We start from the raw sequence: 17,306 nt of genomic DNA, 5'->3' as shown, positions 1-17,306 counted from the left end.
GGTTTGGCCTCGTGAAAATTTACGGTACAACCGCCTATTCCCTGAAGAACTTTTTCAAAAAGTTAAACTTTGTACATCGGTTTGAAAACTTTTCACTAAACGGACGTCATGTACTTTTTGAAGAAACGAGAAGATGTTTCCAGATCGGTTCGATCGTATCGATCGGTGCGTTCAATTCCATAAATTGAATCTCGTAATCCACGATAAGATGATTTACCTGAAAGACGACCTCGTCGAATCTTGCCTGCACTACTTCCGTCTTACAATCCGGGGAAAGCGTAAGAATCGACCGTGGACTAAGAACATACAATTTATCGTACGGACGAAGATGCGCTTGAATGATCGATTTCAGTTCCTTCATGATCTCGCCCGATCGTTGTTCGCCCAAAAGTTTAAAATACGAATGCAGATCCTGAAATCGGAAATGTGTGATCACGATTTCGTTGCTGAGGGAATTGCGGATATCCCGTACGATCTGATCCGAAAATTCTTCGAAGAGGTCGTCGGTGAGTTTGTATTTCTGCGTGATCGGTTTGATGGCGGATTCCATAAGGGCTCCCTTCTCCTTACAATATCGGAACCGATTCTCCCTAAAATCGCAAGATTCTTTTTAGAGTTTTAAATTTCAGATGGGATTTGGGTAAGAATCGAACTTTTGAGGAAAGCTTTTCGGCTTGAATTCGGAGGCTGTCGAAAAACTCTGTTGGAATCATTTTCCCAGAGGAATTTATGTCTGTCCATCCTACACAAACATTGAGTCTTTCCCAGTATCTAATCGAGGAACAACTCAAGTTACCCCAGGCCACGGGGGATTTTACGGCTTTGATGAGCCACTTGGTTTATGCCGCAAAGATCGTTTCCCGCGAAGTTCGAAAAGCGGGACTTTTAGAGAATATTCTCGGTTCAACCGATGTTGTAAACGTTCAAGGCGAAACCCAGATGAAACTGGACGAATACGCGGATAAGGTTTTCAATCATACGCTGACCCGTTCCGGCCATCTTTGTATTTTAGGAAGCGAAGAACACGAAGAAACCGTTCCCGTTCCGAACGGTTATAAAATCGGTAAATATACGATCGCGATCGATCCCCTTGACGGTTCCTCGAATATCGACGCAAACGTTTCGATCGGAACGATCTTTTCCGTTCATTTGCGAAAGAGCCCCGGAGGAACTCATGGGACGTTAGGCGATCTATTACAACCCGGTTCCGGTCAAAGAGCAGCCGGTTATGTGTTATACGGTTCTTCCACGATGCTCGTTCTTTGCACCGGCAAAGGAGTTTCGGGTTTTACTCTCGATCCTTCCTGCGGAGAATTCATTCTTTCGCATCCCGAGATGCAGATGCCGGAAACAGGCGGAATCTATTCCATCAACGAAGGAAACTACAACTACTGGTCGGACGAAGTAAAGAATTATATTCGAGACATCAAGTCCATCGAAGGCGGTAGAAAACCCCAGTCCGGACGTTATATCGGATCTCTGGTCGCGGACTTTCATAGAAACCTTTTGAAGGGCGGAATCTTCCTGTATCCGAACGATACGAAGTCCACCAAATATCCGAACGGAAAACTGAGACTTTTATACGAAGCGGCTCCGATGGCATTCATCGCGGAACAGGCAGGCGGAATGGCGGTCACTGTTTATGGAGAAAGGATTTTGGATCTGACTCCGAAGGAATTGCACGAACGTACGACCCTCGTGGTCGGAAGTAAAAAAGAAGTGGAACACTTCTTAAAATTTGCGCCGAAAAAGCCTTAAACAAAGGAAAAGTATATTCATGATTTCTGTTTTAGAAGTCGTAAATATACTTTTTTGAAATAAGAATTATTGAGAACTCGGATGAAACAAAGGAATCTTCAGTTGAAACCGAGTGGATTTTCCGACCTCGCTTTCGAAACTCAAACTTCCGCCGTGATCCTTGGCGATCCCCAAACTTACGGATAAGCCCAGACCCGTTCCTTTGTCGGCCGCTTTCGTCGTAAAAAACGTTTTAAAGACCGATCGTTGAATTTCCTTGGGAATTCCCATTCCGAAATCCTCCACCTCGAATTGTGCGTATTTCTTTTTTTCCTCTTCGATAAGCGAGGTGCGGACTCGAATTTTTTTCTCGTCGTGATACTCGGGATATTTTTGATTCAGACTGTCCACCGAGTTGTTGATGAGATTCACGAGAATCTGTAGGATTTGCCCTTCTCTACATTGAATCGTATTTCCGGGTTCGACATTCTTCCAACCGATATCGATCCGATTCATCTTGAAGATCTGCTGGGTAATCGATTCCAATTTAATGAGAATCTCGCTCACATCGACCGGATGCAAAGAGCCTTTGTTGTCGTCCCTCGAAAAGCGGAGCAAGTTTTTCATGATCGTGGAGATGCGAGCGCTCTCGTCCCGAATCTTAGAAGCGAGTTGTTTCGTTTTTTCGGGATCGATATCCCCTCTCGCGATCATGCCCGCATACTCGGTGATCGCCAACAAAGGATTGTTGATTTCGTGCGCGAGGGTTCCGGCCATCACACCCATCGCTTCCAATTTCTGACTTTGCCGGAGCTGTTCCTCGAGTTCGTATCGTTCCTTTTCGGCTTGGATTCGTAATTCATGATCTTCGATTTCATGCAGCGCTCTTTGAACCGCGGGAAGAAGCTTTTCGATTCTATCTTTAAGAACGTAATCCGTCGCTCCCATCGTCAGCGTTTGAATGGCGGCGTCCTCTCCGTATGTTCCGGATACGAAGATAAACGGAGTTCCGGGGCAGATTTTTTTAGCCATCTTCAAAGCGGAGAATCCATCGTATTTCGGAAGACTGAAATCGGATAAGATCAGATGAGGTTTTTGATCGAGGATCGCCTGCGAAAACCCTTCCGAATCGCTCACATGAATCGGATAATAATCTATTTTGGCGCGGTTGAGCTGTCTTTGGATCAGCTCCAAATCGACCAATGAATCTTCTAAAAAAAGAAATTTCCATTTATTCATGCGACATTCCGTTCGTTTATTCTGGGATAGATTCTCTCAATCTTTTTCGTTTTCGGACAATTTCGGAAGAGTAAAGGAAAACGTAGATCCTTTGTTCAAAGCGCCTTCGGCGTGGACCTGCCCCCCGTGACGCTGTATGATTCTTGCTACGATCGCCAAGCCCACTCCCGTTCCTTCGAACTCTTCCTGAGTGTGGAGTCTTTGAAATACCTTAAATAACTTATTGGCATAATTGTCATTGAAGCCGACTCCGTTGTCTTCGACATAGTATGCGTTAAAACCGCCCACTTCCTTTGCTCCGATTTTGATCATAGGCTTCTCTTTTTTGGACGAATATTTTACCGCATTTGAAATCAGGTTCATCCATACCTGCTTAAGACTGGCTCCGTCGGCCAAAGCGTTCGGGAGTTTTTCCATCTGGAGTGTATACTGATTTTCAGGATAATTCTCCTTAACCGCTTGGATGACTTCGTCGACTAAATTGTTCATATCAACGACCCGAGTTTTCAGATCGATTTTGGAGATTCTATGGAAGTTGAGAAGATCCTGGATCAAATCGTTCATGTACAATACATTCTTATGAATGATCTTAAGAAAACGGAGCGCCTCCGGATCCAGGCTTGCGCCGAAATCTTCGAAAATGATATTCAGGAACCCTTCGATTCCTCGTATCGGGGCGCGCAGATCGTGCGAAACGGAATAACTAAAGGCTTCCATATCCTTGTTGGCCGTTTCGAGTGTTTCGATCGATTTTTTTAAAAGAGTGAAATTCCGAACTCGTACGGTTAGTTCTTCCGGCGTGAACGGTTTGATCAAATAATCTTGAGCGCCTTCCTGTAAAAGTTTGACTCGAAAGTTCTGATCCGACTTTGCGCTTAAAAAGACGATGTGCGTATTTGCGAGTTCGGGTAATTTCCGAATCTCCTTCACCATCTGATCCCCGCTCATCACGGGCATCATAATGTCCGTAACGATAATATCCGGTTTTTCGCGGATCGCTTTTTCTAAGCCTTGTTTTCCATCAACCGCAAGCGATAGATTGAATTCCTTTGCAAGCGTGGCGAAGATGTATTTACGCATTTCGGGATTATCTTCCACAATCAAAACTTTCGGTCGATTGTAAAATATATGCGATTCTTCTAATGGTTCCTCCCGGTTCCGCTTGAGTTCGTAAACGTTGCTCAGGATCGCCGGTCCGATTCCCTCGGCTTCCACCGTTCTTGAATCGTCAATCGTCACCGGAGCGGCAAGCGGAAGTTGAATCCGAAAAAGAGCTCCTCCCAACGGAGAATCGAAAACTCCAAGGGAACCCAGATGCAATTCCACGAATTCCTTTGCGATCGCCAAACCGAGTCCGGTTCCGCCGAAGGAGCGCGCGTTTCCTTCCTCTCCTTGCCGGAATTTTTCAAAAATTCTTTCCCGAAGATGGGCCGGAACTCCCGTGCCGTTATCCGAAACCTCGATCCAAGCGGAGGATCCCTCCGTTTTTAAGTCGCATTGAATCTTACCGCGATCGGGGACGAATTTAAAAGCGTTCGAAATTAGGTTCAGAACCACCCGCTCCAATTTCGATACGTCGATCTGAGCGGAAATGGATTCGGGAAGATTCAATACGAATTCAATACCCCTTTCCTTAGCGACCGAATCGAAATGAGAGGCGACGTATTGAATCACTTGCGAAAGATTCGCATTCGAATATTGTAATGTCATTCTACCGGCTTCCAATTTGGAAAGATCGAGAAGATCGTTCACGTGTTTGAGAAGCGTATAGGAATTTCTTTCGATGGTTTCGAGGAAAGCTCTTTGTGTCGTTGAGATTCTCTGATCCTTAAGCAAGGTTTGGGTCGGACCGATAATCAACGTAAGCGGCGTTCGTAATTCGTGACTCACATTCGTAAAGAATTGGGATTTGAGTTGATCTATATCGTAGAGTCTTTGATAGACTTCCTGGATTTCCCGTTCCCTTTGAGTGAGTTCCTCGTTCGCTCGGAGAAGTTTTTTATTCGTGTTTTGGATTTCCTGGGCCCTTTGATAGATTTCCGTTTCCATCGATGCGGTGAGAGTTCTTAATTCTTCCGCTTCCTTGCTTTGTTCCGTTCCGAGTCTTTTCAATTTTACGAACTCGGTAACTTCCTCCACTCTATGAATGATGTACAGGACTTCTCCGTTCTCATCGCAAATGGGAGAATTCATCGGACTCCAATACTTTTCTTCGAATCCTCCTCCTTCCGAATCCGGTAGTCTGACGTCGTATTTCTGAACGGCCATCGTATTCGGCGCTTTGTCCTTTAAGACCAATTCTAGAGAATGTCGTAAGTTACTGACCCCGTCCGCATTCGGATCGGAAGGATTGTCCGGAAAAACGTCGAACAGGCCTCTCCCGAGAATTTCCTCCCGGATCGTTTTAGTCGCTTTCAGATATGCGTCGCTGACCGCGACGATCTCCAGGTTCGGAAGAAGAATCAGATATAAACCGGGTACGGATTCAAAAATACGCTTATAATCGATGTTCTTTATATTCAATGAATTCATAAAAGATTATAAAAGTATACGAAAGACCTCGTTTCGCGGCATCTTTATTAGAGAAACGCCGAAACTAGTAATTTACCAAACCGAAATTCGGATTTCAATTATTTTTTGACAATTTCTCAGAAAGGGATCCGCATTTGTGAATTATAATTTTTTGATGCGGCTTTTTGTAAAAATCCGCGGAATACGAAGGGAATTACGCCAAAATCACGAATAAACGCACCGCATGTAACTTCGATGTATTTTCCGGTATCGATCGATGAACAGGATTTTATGAAATTCTAAATTTGAACCTTTTTGTAAAACACGCGCTTTACGATTTCGGCCGCGCTCACATAGATCGCGACGATTCCGATCAGAATTCCGAGAAATGGTAGCGGCAAAGCGACGAGACCGAACGTTCCCGCAATCGGACTAAAAGGCAAAACGGTAGTGATTGCAATTACGGCGAGCGTCGTTGAAAACAAAGCTCTGCCCGGTTTACTTTTATAAAATGCGTTCCGAGTGCGGATCACAAGAACGATGAGGGAAGCCGATACGACGGATTCCAAAAACCAACCGGTTCGAAATTGTTCGGGGTTCACTTGCAAGATCCAATGCAATACCGCAAAGGTAAGATAATCGAAAAAAGAACTCACCATTCCGAATACGATCATAAATTTTCGGATGGCCGAGATGTCCCAGCGTTTCGGTGAAGCGATCATTTCTTCGTCGACTCGATCTGTTGCGATCGTCATTTCCGGAAAGTCCGTTAAAAAATTCGTAAGAAGGATCTGCTTCGGTAAAAGAGGTAAAAACGGTAAGAACAAGGAAACTCCGGCCATACTGAACATATTTCCGAAGTTCGCGCTCGTCGCCATAAACACGTATTTGAGAGTGTTTGCGAACGTGATTCTCCCTTCTTTGACTCCGTCGACTAAAACTTCCAGATCTTTTTCGAGTAACACCAAATCGGCAGCATTTTTTGCCACGTCTACGGCTTGTTCTACGGAGATCCCTACGTCCGAAGAATGAAGAGCCGAAACGTCGTTGATTCCGTCGCCGATATAACCGACCACGTTCCCCGCTTTTTTTAACGCGAGAATGATCCGTTCCTTGCTGTTCGGTTCCACTTCCGCGAACACATCCACTCCGCCTACTTGTTGAATCAAAGCTTCGTTGCTCATATTCTGCAAATCCGGTCCGCACAGAAGTTTAGGATTGGAAAATCCGATTTTTGAACAGAGACTTTCCGCGACAAATCGATTGTCTCCCGTGATAACTTTGAGAGAAACTCCGAGCGCTTTGAGATCGGCCACGGTTTTATCCACATCCTTTTTGGGAGGATCGTAAAAACAAAGTAGTCCGAGAAATACCATATTCGATTCTTCTAATTTATCGATTTTGGATTTACTTCCGGTGTCCTTGGACGCAAGTCCCAAAATTCGATACCCTTGCGCGCCCAACTCTTCATACTTGTTCAGAATCGAATCCCGTACCGTTTCGATCGGAACGACGGAGCCTTTCTCCGTCCGAGCGCTGCCGCAAACGTCGAGAACGTTCGTCAACGCGCCTTTCGTAATCATCGTATGTACGTCTTTGTGAGAAACGAGAATGGTAAGCCGTTTGCGCAGGAAATCATAAGGAATCTCGTCCAGTTTTTCGTAACCCGTAAGATCGAAATTGAGATCCGTGCGAATCGATTGATCGATCGCGTTTACGAATCCCGTTTCAAAGGAAGCATTCAAGAAAGCGTGTAACGCTACGTTCTCATTTTCGTTTCCATAAATGTCCAGAGCGGCTTTGAGTTTGACCGCGCCTTCGGTTAACGTTCCCGTTTTATCCGAACAAATGATATTCATGTTTCCGAAATTCTCGATCGCGGCCAAACGTTTTACGATGACCTTCTTTTCCGCCATCTTTTTGGCTCCGTGCGAAAGATTGATGCTGATGATCGCAGGAAGAAGCTGGGGCGTTAATCCGACAGCCAACGCCAGAGAGAATAAAAACGATTCCAATACGGGTTTATGGAGAAACACGTTGATCACAAAGATCGCGATGACCAAAAGAAGAGTAACGTGCAATAGAAAAAATCCGAACCTTCTTACGCCGGTTTCAAACTCCGTTTCCATCGGACGCAGTTTGAGTCTTTCCGAAATCTTTCCGAATTCCGTATTCGTACCCGTTTGAACGACGAGAGCTCTCGCTTCTCCGCTGACTACGTGCGTTCCCATCCAAAGCGAATTGGTCCGTTTGGAAAGAGGAACGTCTTCGCGTAAAGTATCGGCAAACTTCTCTTCCGCAAAGGTTTCTCCCGTAAGGGTGGCTTCGTTCACGAAGAGATCCTTGGATTCGAGTAAACGACAATCTGCGGGGATTACATCTCCCGCGCTCAAGCCCAGTACGTCGCCGGGAACTACTTCTTCCAAAGGAATATCGATCCGAGATCCGTTTCGAAAAACGGTAACTCGGATCTGGACCATTGCGAGAAGTTTGCTGACGGCATTCATCGCGCCTCGTTCCTGCGAGAAACCTAAGATTCCGCTGACAAAGACGATTCCGAGAATGATGAGAGCGTCGGCCGGATCGCGGACGACGATGGAAAGACCCGCAGCGAAAAATAAAAGAAGAACGATCGGACTTTTAAACTGAGAGAAGAACAAACCCCAAACGGAAGATTCTTTTTGGGAAGAAAGGCGATTGGAACCGAATCGGTTGAGACGGTTCCTCGCTTCCTCTTCCGATAAACCGAGTCGATCGGAATTCAATCCGGTTAAACATTCTTCCGGTGTCAGACTCCAAAAGCGGATCGTTTCCGGTCTTTTCTTTTTTTCTTTCATACTGGAGTCGAATCGCTCGGATACAAATCTAAATTATTTCTTCCAGGGAACGAGCTCGCGTAATTCGGGGTTTCTGAGATACAAGCCGCCCCAAATAAAAAAGCCGAGATATACGGGAAATAGAATATGACTCAACCACGGATTTAAAATTCGAACGTGAGCGGAGACAGCACCGCCCAAATAACCCGTTAATAAAATCGCGCCGAAGTAAGAAGTTTTGGGAAATGCGTATAACAAAGTACAGACGATAAGCGTTGTGCCGATCCAGGGCATGATGCTGCTGGGATAAGCGAGTTTTGCCGCGTCTTCCATCGCTTCCTTGGGCATAAGATCAAGGAAGAATTTTCCGACTCCGTCCATCAATAAGAACGCGATCGCGATTCCGCTTAAAACTCTTCCGGTCCAAAGCTGACCTTTTGAAACGGTTTGTGATTCCATAAAAATCTCCTTTTGCGCTTTTTGTCGCGCTCAAAGGTTAAGAGAACTTGAATCCGATTCAACCATTAAACTCGCAACGAGATCGAAATCGCCCCGGTGATTTCCGTAGAGGAAAACCGCCGGATGAAGGAAACGCCACCAGGACGATCGGATGGAATTATTTTCTACGGATGACTTCCTTTTTCAATTCTTCCTTAACGGCGTCGCGAGTACTGCCCACTTTGTTTTTCAGTTCGAGGGAATAATGAATCTGAAATTTGGTCACGACCGGCTTTTCTTCGGAGTGTTCCATGGACCAGCGGGTGACGTCGTTCTGAACGATCTTCGCTAGGTCGTTGATTCTCGGCACCCTCGTATTAAAACGAATCGTTTCGAACGCTCCGGTGTTCCCGTTTAATACTACGATGATGATTCCGTCGTCCACGAAATTGATTTTGTTGTAGCGAACGAGTTCTTCGCTGATGAGTGCATCGCCGCCCTTATCCACTTTTCGTTTGATGAATTTGGAACCTCTCAACTGACGGAGTTGATATCCGTCGCTGGAAATATGAACGCGGAAATATTCCAACGGATCTTTGGACGGTTTTAAGAAAGAAGGATGATCCCCCGTGTTCAACGACACTTCTTTTCCCTCTTCGTCCAGTACGACTTCGTTTTCACCGGCGGGATTCGGAACAGGTTCGTGTTTTACGGATTCTCCCGTTTCTCCGGTTTTAGATCCGGTCGCACAGGAAAGAATCCAGAACAAGCTGAGGCTCATTCCGGTCAAGAGGACCGCGTTTTTAAGAACTGTTTTTGCTTTCATACCCGACATCGTTTTTGATTCTCCGAAACTAAATTCTAACTAAAAATTCCAATTCAGAAGGACTTTGATTCCACGACTTTTTCACATGAGAATATCATAACATTTGAATGAATATCGTAGCCAATCCCAAAAAGCAGAAGAACCCGAACACGTCCGTAAAGGTGGTTACGAAAATCGAAGAAGCGATCGCAGGATCGATTCCTAAAACCCGCAGGAGCAACGGAATCGAAGTTCCGATGACGGCTGCGATGACGAGGTTCGCCTGCAAGGCCATAAACATAACCATCGAAAGCGTGAAGTTACCGGTAAAAAGATAAACGATCAATCCGGCGGTGATTCCCACCATAAACCCGTTCAGAAGTCCGACCAAACCTTCCTTTCGAATCGCGGATTTCCAGTTTCCGGTGGAAAGATCCCCCGTCGCTAAGTTTCGAACGATCAAAGTGATCGATTGTGTTCCCGCGTTTCCTCCCATCCCCGCGACGATAGGCATAAGAGATGCGAGCAGCACATATTTCTCGATCGTATTTCCGAAAAACGAAACGACCGAAGCGGCGAGAGAAGCCGTTCCCAAGTTGATGAGAAGCCAGACCATTCTTCTTCTCGCGGAAGTCAAAACCGAGGACGAAAGTTTTTCCTCTTCCGAAACCCCTCCCAAACGAAGAATGTCTTCGGACGCCTCTTCATGAACGATGTCCAAAATGTCGTCCACCGTGATTCTTCCCAAAATCCTTCCGAGATCGTCCACGACCGCCGCGGAAACAAGGTCGTATTTCCGGAATATCTTTGCCACCTCTTCCTGATCCGTATCGTAGTGAATCGAAGTAAAACCGGTTTTCATCAAACGGATCACTTTCGTATTGAGAGGCGCGAGAAATAAATTCTTAAGTTTAACATAACCTTTTAGAACGTTGTCCTCGTCCGTGATGTACAAATGATAGATGTCGTCCGTTTCTTTCGCGAGCTTTCTGAGCTTGATGATCGCCTTGCGAACCGTGTCCGTTTCCACCGCGGAAGCGAATACGGTGTTCATCAATCGACCGGCGGTATATTCGCGGAACGTAAGTTGTTTTCGGACTTGGGAAGAATCCTCTTCGTCGATCGAGTTGAGGATTTCCTCGGCCTTGTCCCGGGGAAACTCGGAGATGAGGTTGGAAAGTTCATCCGTCTCCAGGTTTTCAAGGATCGGAGAAATCTCCTTCATCTGAAACCGGGAAATCAGATCGGCCTGAAATTCCTCGTCGAACTCGACAAGGATGGAACTTTGAAGTTCGGAGTCGCATCGTTTGAAAACGGAAAACGCTTCGTCTTCTTCGAGCTTCTCGAGAACCTCCGCTATGTCCGCCGGGTGATTTTGTTTGAGAAAACGATCTAAAAATTCGTTCTCTCCCGCCTTGATTTTCTCGGAGAAGAATTCGATCCATTCCAAGGATCGAGGATTCGCTTTTTCCGAAAATAGGCCTTGGCTAACTCCTCTTTCTTCCATAAAATTCTCCCCAAGAAACGGTTCCAAAGAACAGAATTGAAAACTTGACAGACCGATCAATGAATTTCCCGACGAGTACCAAAAAAGGAGTTTTTCATTTGACCCGGCCGTACACTGCTCAATCGTAGAAAGAAGGTGCAACCACGATGAAATCGTTTCTGAAATCCTCACTGCCGCTTGTAATCTGTCTTCTTCTTTCCGTGAACTCAGTTTCCGCGGATGCGTTCTATTATCCTTGGGAATACAACAAGGTGTATAACGAAAAGATCGCCTTGGAAATCGAATTGGATTCCTTGAGAACCAGGTATAGAAACGAAACCGATAATTCCAGAAAGGAACGTTTGGAATACGATTCTAAAATCCGTTCTTTGGAGGAATTGCTCGCGAGAGAAAAAGAATTCCGCGCGAAAGACAACGACCTCGCCGACGAAAAACTCAAAGCTCTGGAAAATCAGATCGCAGTTCTCAAGGCGAAAAGTTCCAATAAGGAAAAGGAACTGATCGACGAGAATGAAAGACAAGCCCGCAAGTTCCGGGAACTTTTGGAAAACCTAAAGGAAGAATTGGAACGAGAAAGAGCCGCTTGTCAGAAAAAGACCGAAACCCTTCAAAAAGAATACGAGAAAAAAATCGCGGACTTGGAAGCGAGAATCCTTTCGTTGAACGACGAAATTTCCAAACTCAAAAATCTTTCGGACAATCAAAAGAAAGAACTCGATCGTCTTTCCGATCAGGCCAACGAACTCGAAGCCAAACTCACGGACGAAATTAAAAAAGGACAAATTCGTTTGAAGCGGTTTCACAACCGTCTCGTCATCAACATTGACGATAAGATTTCATTCGACTCCGGTTCCGCGGAATTAAAAAAGCAGATTCTTCCTGCATTGGATAAAATCAAAGAAATCCTCGGCAATTATCCGGGAAACCTCATCATCATCGAAGGTCACACGGACAACGTTCCGATCCGCACAAAAAAGTTCGCCGACAACTGGCAGCTTTCCGGCGAGCGGGCTTTGTCCGTTCTTCATTACGTGTTGGAAAATAAGAATGTCGATCCTAGAAACTTCTCTCTTGCCGGCTACGGAGAATTTCAACCTATCGTTTCCAACGATAGTCCCGAAAACAGAGCGCTCAACCGTAGAGTGGATATCGTAGTCGTTCCCCGTTGATGGATGATTTTTTTCAACTTCATCACGTAGAGCGAAGCCAGGAGAAAGGTCTCAAACGATCGATTCTTCTGGCGATTTTCGTTTCACTTTGTATCTTCTGCGTCGAATTGTTCGGCGGGTTTCAAAGCGGAAGTATCGCTTTGGTCGCGGACGCGGGTCATATCATCACCGATGCGATCGCGTTGTCCCTTTCCTTTATCGCGGTGATTTTGGCCGCCAGAAAACCGAACTTCAAGTTTTCATTCGGTTATTACAGAATCGAAATCCTGACTTCCCTTTTGAATTCGATTCTGATCTTCGGAATTTCGTTTTATATCTTTTACGAGGCGCTCGAACGTTTTCAGAACCAGAAAGAGATTCTCAGTTTTCACATGGTTTTTTACAGTTTTTCCGGAATCGTTTTGAATCTGATCAGCGCTTGGATTCTGTTTCGATTCAGCAGCGAAAACATCAACATCAAATCGGCTTACGTTCACGTCTTGAGCGATCTTCTTTCCACGGCGGGGGTTCTTTTAGGTTCGATTTTGATCTACTTTACGAATTGGATTTGGATCGATCCGTTGATTTCGATTTTAATTTCGATTTTGATATTGCGTTCTGCTTGGGGAATCTTTCTGGAAAGTGTCGGCGTCCTTCTGGAATCGTCTCCAAAAACATTCGAAATTCCTCATATTCTAGAACATATCGCCAAGATTCCCGGAGTTGCCCGAATTGCGGATTATCATTTTTGGGCGATTACAAGAGGGGTTTATGCCTGCACGTTGCGTCTCGGTGTTATCGATTTTAAAAACGCAAACGAAATCGTGTTGGAAGCCAATCGAATCCTAAAATCCGAGTTCGGAATCGATTACGTTACGGTTCAGTGCGAGACGGGAGATACAACGGATCGAATCGCGAATCTTTCCGTCCTTGATTCTCATGGAATGCAAAATCATTCTCATCATCACCATCACTGAAAGAACGGAGGAGGATTTCTTTTAAAAGGAGATTCTAATTTTGAAACCGCCGTTGTCTTTCGAAATGCGCGGTGTGAATGCGTTATCGTAAGGCTCTGATTTTTTTTAGAATGTTTTTTTGATAGATCGGGGTTTTTCCGGGATGAATCGAATAAAACAATCCTATGTCCGGAAACATTTTGGAAAGTTCCACCCCGCTCACAAGGTCCGTCAGCCAAGTGTAGATCAAATCCAAGGCGGTTTCGTAACCGTACGGATGGATCTGTTCCATTTTAAAATTCGGATCGCCGTCCTTTTTACGGGAAATTTCCAGTATTTTAGAATATAATAATTGTTGAATGTCCATGATTTTTCCGGCGGTTCTCGGGTCCACGGCGTCCTTTTTTTCACGGATCAACGCTTTTAAAATCAGATCCACATAACCGCAGAACAAAGCCGAAGCGGACAACATTTCCGAAAGATGGATTTCGGGAGCCCAACCTTGATAGTTCAAAAAAATGAGATGGTTCAAAGGAACCGAAATCGAATTTCCTTTCAATCGGCAATGTGTAGCCTCTTTCGCGTATTCCAGATCGAATAGTTCGATTTCAAGACCGGGCGTATCCTGCGTCAAATAGATCACATCGAACGTGTCCGCGGGAGATTTTGCGACTACTAAGAATCCGTTGCAGTTGGCCCCGTTCGTCAAAAAGGATTTTGACAAATCGAGTATGATTTGATCGTCTTCGATTTTATAGCTCGTGAGAATGTTGGAAATTCTTCCCTTCCATCCGGATTCGCTGACCCCCATCGAGATGATTCCCTTGCCGGTGCTCACGTCCTTCAAAAGATTTTTTCCGATTTCGATTACTTCTTTCTTATGAAGAATCTGATTGTTCCCGCTTTCGTTTAAAAATCCGTCCGCAACGAATTTCAGAATTCTTCCCGCGACATTGGTCTGCGCCATCATGGCGATTCCCAATCCGATCCCTCTCGGATAGGAACCTAACTGATAGATCTTTTCGTGAAACCCTTCGAAAGAACCTCCGGCGATCGCTTGAAAGTAGCCCTCTTCAACCAAATACGGAAGGGCGTCTCGGAAAACGCTTCGATATTCGCCGGAAGGAACGGAAGATAAGAATTCTTTCAGATTCATAATGCCTCGTCGATTTTAACGATTCACCTTTTGTTTGGTTTCGCGAGACGGCTTCTTTTCCTGCGTTCCGTTCTTACTCGAAGAATTTTCCCAAGCGGCCGCCTTACCGTTCTCGGAAGCAAATACTTTCTTAAGATACTGACCCGTATAGGAATTTTTTACCTTCGCGACTTCTTTCGGAGTTCCTTCGGCGATCACAAGACCGCCTCCGTCCCCACCTTCGGGTCCCATATCCACGATCCAATCCGCTTGTTTGATCACGTCGAGATTGTGTTCGATCACGATCATCGAATTGCCCCGGTCCACGAGAGTATGAAGAACTTCCGAAAGATGTCTAACGTCTTCGAAGTGAAGACCGGTCGTCGGTTCGTCTAGGATATACAACGTTTTTCCGGTGGGACGTTTGGAAAGTTCGGTCGCAAGTTTGATGCGCTGCGCTTCTCCTCCGGAGAAGGTGGTCGCGGGTTGTCCGAGGCGGATATAACCGAGCCCCACTTCGAGAAGAGTTTCCAGTTTTCGTTTTACGATGGGGATGTTTTCGAAAAACTCGTTCGCGTCCTCCACGGTCATTTCGAGAACGTCGAAGATATTCTTTCCTTTATAACGGACTTCTAATGTTTCCTGATTGTATCTTTTTCCTTTGCAGACTTCGCAGGTAACGTATACGTCCGGTAAAAAGTGCATTTCGATCTTTAAAATTCCGTCTCCTTCGCAGGTTTCGCAGCGCCCTCCGCTTACGTTGAAGCTGAATCTTCCCGGTCCGTAGCCGCGGAGTTTCGCTTCTTCGAGTCCCGAAAACATTTCCCGGATCGGTGTGAAAAGTCCCGTGTAAGTCGCCGGATTGGAGCGAGGTGTTCTTCCGATCGGAGATTGATCGATATTGATGATCTTGTCGATGTTATCGAAACCCTTAATCGTTTTGTGTTTTCCGGCCAAGGTTTTCATCTTCATCACCTTGTGGGCGGCGGCGTTGTAAAGAATGTCGTTGATGAGCGTGGATTTGCCCGAGCCGGAAACTCCAGTAATGACGACTAACTTTCCAAGCGGAATATTTACGTCTATGTTCTTGAGATTGTTTTCCTTGGCCCCGATGATCTGCAGTTGGTTCCCGTTGCCGTCTCGCAGTTTTTCGGGAATCGGAACGTTTCTTCTTCCGGAAAGATATTTACCGGTCAACGAATCCTTGTGTTTGGCGACATCCGCGGGAGTTCCCGCACAAACGATGGAACCACCGTGAACGCCCGCGCCCGGTCCCATGTCGATCAACCAATCGGATTCTTCCATGGTTTCGTGATCGTGTTCGACTACGAGAACCGTGTTTCCTAGGTCTCTGAGATTTTTCAGAGTGGAAATCAGTTTTGTGTTGTCTCTTTGATGCAAACCGATGGACGGTTCGTCCAGAATGTACAAAACACCCATCAGTCTGGAACCGATCTGAGTCGCTAAGCGAATACGCTGCGCTTCTCCGCCCGATAAGGAACCCGCGCTTCTTTCCATCGTAAGATAACCGACCCCTACGTCGTTCAAGAAGGAAAGTCTTTGGTGGATTTCCTTTAAGATCGGTTTGGCGATGACTTCTTCCGCACCGGTGACTTTGAGACCTTCTACAAATCGCAACGCCTTCTCGATGGAATACGAGGTAAACTCGTCCACGGGGACGTTATGCACCTTTACGGAAAGGCTTTCGCGTTTCAGACGTTTTCCTTTGCAGGAAGGACAAGGGTGGTTTGTCATATACGACTCGAACCATTGACGCATAGAATCGGATTTGGTTTCCTTGTATCTTCTTTGCAGATTCGGAATCACACCTTCGTATTCTTTCGTGAATTCGTAATGGGAGTTCGCTCCGCGAAAATCGTATTCGATTTTGATTCGTTTATCCCCGTAAAGAATCGTCTGTCTCGTTTTTTCGGGCAGATCCTTCCAAGGAGTGTTCATCTTAAATTTCAAAGAATCGGATAAGGACTTGAGAGTCGCCATAAACCAAAAACCGTTGCTCTTGGAACCGGCCCAGGCTTCGATACAACCGTCCACTAAGGAGAGTTCGGGATCGTTGACCAAAAGATCCTCGTCGAATTCGAGTAAACTTCCCAGACCGTCGCAGGTTTCGCAGGCGCCATAAGGAGAATTGAAGGAGAACATTCGAGGAGAAAGTTCTGTAAAACCGATATCGTGCCCGTTCGGACAAGCCATCTTCTGCGAAAGAATATGATCCTTGGAACCGTCGTCCAAGATCACAAGTCCTTCCGATTGTTTGAGAGCGGTTTCGACGGAATCTGCCAAACGACTTCGGATTCCGTCCTTCATTACGATCCGATCGACTACGATTTCGATCGATGTTTTAAAATTCTTTTTTAATACGATGTCTTCGTCGAGGGTTCGGATTTCTCCGTTGATTCTTACCCGATTGAAACCGTCCTTGCGGATCTTTTCAAGTATGTCCTTGTGTTCCCCTTTTTTCCCCGCGACTACGGGCGCGAGAATTTGGAGTTTGGTTCCCTCCGGAAATGCGAGAACACGAGCAGTGATCTGGTCGATGGACATGGATTGGATCGGAGTTCCGCATTCGGGACAATGCGGTTTTCCGACCCGAGCATACAAAAGACGGAGATAATCGTAAATTTCGGTGACTGTTCCGACAGTGGATCTCGGATTTCGATGGGTCGTTTTTTGTTCTATGGAAATGGCGGGCGAAAGACCTTCGATCAGATCCAGATCCGGTTTTTCCATCTGACCCAAAAATTGACGGGCGTACGCGGACAAACTCTCCACATACCTTCTTTGCCCTTCCGCATAGATCGTATCAAATGCAAGAGACGATTTGCCCGAACCGGACAAACCAGTAATGACAACGAGCTTATCTCTCGGAATATCCACGTTGATATTCTTAAGATTGTGTTCTCTCGCTCCTCGAATCCGAATTTCCTGCAATGAAATACCCTCTCACTTTTTAAAATTTACGGCTTGCGAAAATCTGAAAACTCCTTTCCGAA

The 17,306-nt window shown here is 45.7% G+C and carries 12 protein-coding genes; 3 read left to right on the top strand and 9 right to left on the bottom strand.

The genetic code is table 11. The features are described 5' to 3' along the window. Positions 1-106: 106 nt before the first annotated feature. Positions 107-550: a hypothetical protein gene (locus tag LFX17_RS09030; protein WP_238729960.1), complete on the bottom strand. Its 444-nt coding sequence runs from the start codon at positions 548-550 to the stop codon at positions 107-109. A gap of 179 nt (positions 551-729) precedes the next feature. On the opposite strand from LFX17_RS09030, the gene fbp reads away from it, so the two are divergent. Continuing rightward, on the top strand, positions 730-1,758 hold the full coding sequence (gene fbp / locus LFX17_RS09025) for a class 1 fructose-bisphosphatase (protein ID WP_238729959.1): 1,029 nt from the start codon (positions 730-732) through the stop codon (positions 1,756-1,758). A 66-nt stretch (positions 1,759-1,824) separates the two neighbouring features. Here fbp and lvrB read toward each other — a convergent pair whose 3' ends face one another. The 6 genes from lvrB to mgtE all read right to left on the bottom strand — a co-directional run bounded on the left by lvrB (position 1,825) and on the right by mgtE (position 11,053). Beyond that, entirely contained in the window at positions 1,825-2,976 is a 1,152-nt protein-coding gene (lvrB, locus tag LFX17_RS09020) for a hybrid histidine kinase/response regulator LvrB (RefSeq protein ID WP_238746217.1), read from the bottom strand. Between the two features lie 36 nt (positions 2,977-3,012). Next, positions 3,013-5,508 (bottom strand): hybrid histidine kinase/response regulator LvrA, encoded by a 2,496-nt coding sequence (lvrA, locus tag LFX17_RS09015; RefSeq protein ID WP_238746214.1) that lies wholly within the window; start codon positions 5,506-5,508, stop codon positions 3,013-3,015. A 278-nt stretch (positions 5,509-5,786) separates the two neighbouring features. Next, positions 5,787-8,324, bottom strand: coding sequence for a magnesium-translocating P-type ATPase (gene mgtA, locus LFX17_RS09010; protein WP_238746212.1), 2,538 nt, complete (start codon positions 8,322-8,324; stop codon positions 5,787-5,789). 33 nt (positions 8,325-8,357) lie between these two features. Then, a complete protein-coding gene (locus LFX17_RS09005; protein ID WP_238746209.1) occupies positions 8,358-8,762 on the bottom strand; it encodes a DoxX family protein in 405 nt (134 codons plus the stop codon). A 157-nt stretch (positions 8,763-8,919) separates the two neighbouring features. Further along, a complete protein-coding gene (locus tag LFX17_RS09000; RefSeq protein WP_135569957.1) occupies positions 8,920-9,576 on the bottom strand; it encodes an LA_2219 family laminin/E-cadherin/plasminogen-binding protein in 657 nt (218 codons plus the stop codon). An 85-nt stretch (positions 9,577-9,661) separates the two neighbouring features. Further along, complete coding sequence (mgtE, locus tag LFX17_RS08995; protein ID WP_238729954.1) at positions 9,662-11,053, bottom strand: magnesium transporter; 1,392 nt, start codon at positions 11,051-11,053, stop codon at positions 9,662-9,664. A 146-nt stretch (positions 11,054-11,199) separates the two neighbouring features. Here mgtE and LFX17_RS08990 point away from each other — a divergent pair, with 146 nt between their 5' ends. Beyond that, on the top strand, positions 11,200-12,222 hold the full coding sequence (locus tag LFX17_RS08990) for an OmpA/MotB family protein (protein WP_238746207.1): 1,023 nt from the start codon (positions 11,200-11,202) through the stop codon (positions 12,220-12,222). Then, a complete protein-coding gene (locus tag LFX17_RS08985; RefSeq protein ID WP_238746205.1) occupies positions 12,222-13,178 on the top strand; it encodes a cation diffusion facilitator family transporter in 957 nt (318 codons plus the stop codon). The genes LFX17_RS08990 and LFX17_RS08985 overlap by 1 nt, the downstream gene beginning before the upstream one ends. Positions 13,179-13,260: 82 nt before the next feature. On the opposite strand, the gene LFX17_RS08980 is transcribed toward LFX17_RS08985, so the two are convergent. Together LFX17_RS08980 and uvrA are read right to left on the bottom strand one after the other, a co-directional pair. Continuing rightward, positions 13,261-14,313, bottom strand: coding sequence for an acyl-CoA dehydrogenase family protein (locus LFX17_RS08980; protein WP_238729951.1), 1,053 nt, complete (start codon positions 14,311-14,313; stop codon positions 13,261-13,263). A 15-nt stretch (positions 14,314-14,328) separates the two neighbouring features. Further along, positions 14,329-17,244, bottom strand: coding sequence for an excinuclease ABC subunit UvrA (uvrA, locus tag LFX17_RS08975; protein WP_238746203.1), 2,916 nt, complete (start codon positions 17,242-17,244; stop codon positions 14,329-14,331). Positions 17,245-17,306: the final 62 nt, after the last annotated feature.

Source organism: Leptospira sanjuanensis (assembly GCF_022267375.1).
GTDB classification, from domain to species: Bacteria; Spirochaetota; Leptospiria; order Leptospirales; family Leptospiraceae; genus Leptospira; species Leptospira sanjuanensis.
The sequence above is the reverse complement of the archived record's forward strand: the minus strand, read 5'-3'. Positions and strand labels throughout refer to the sequence as shown.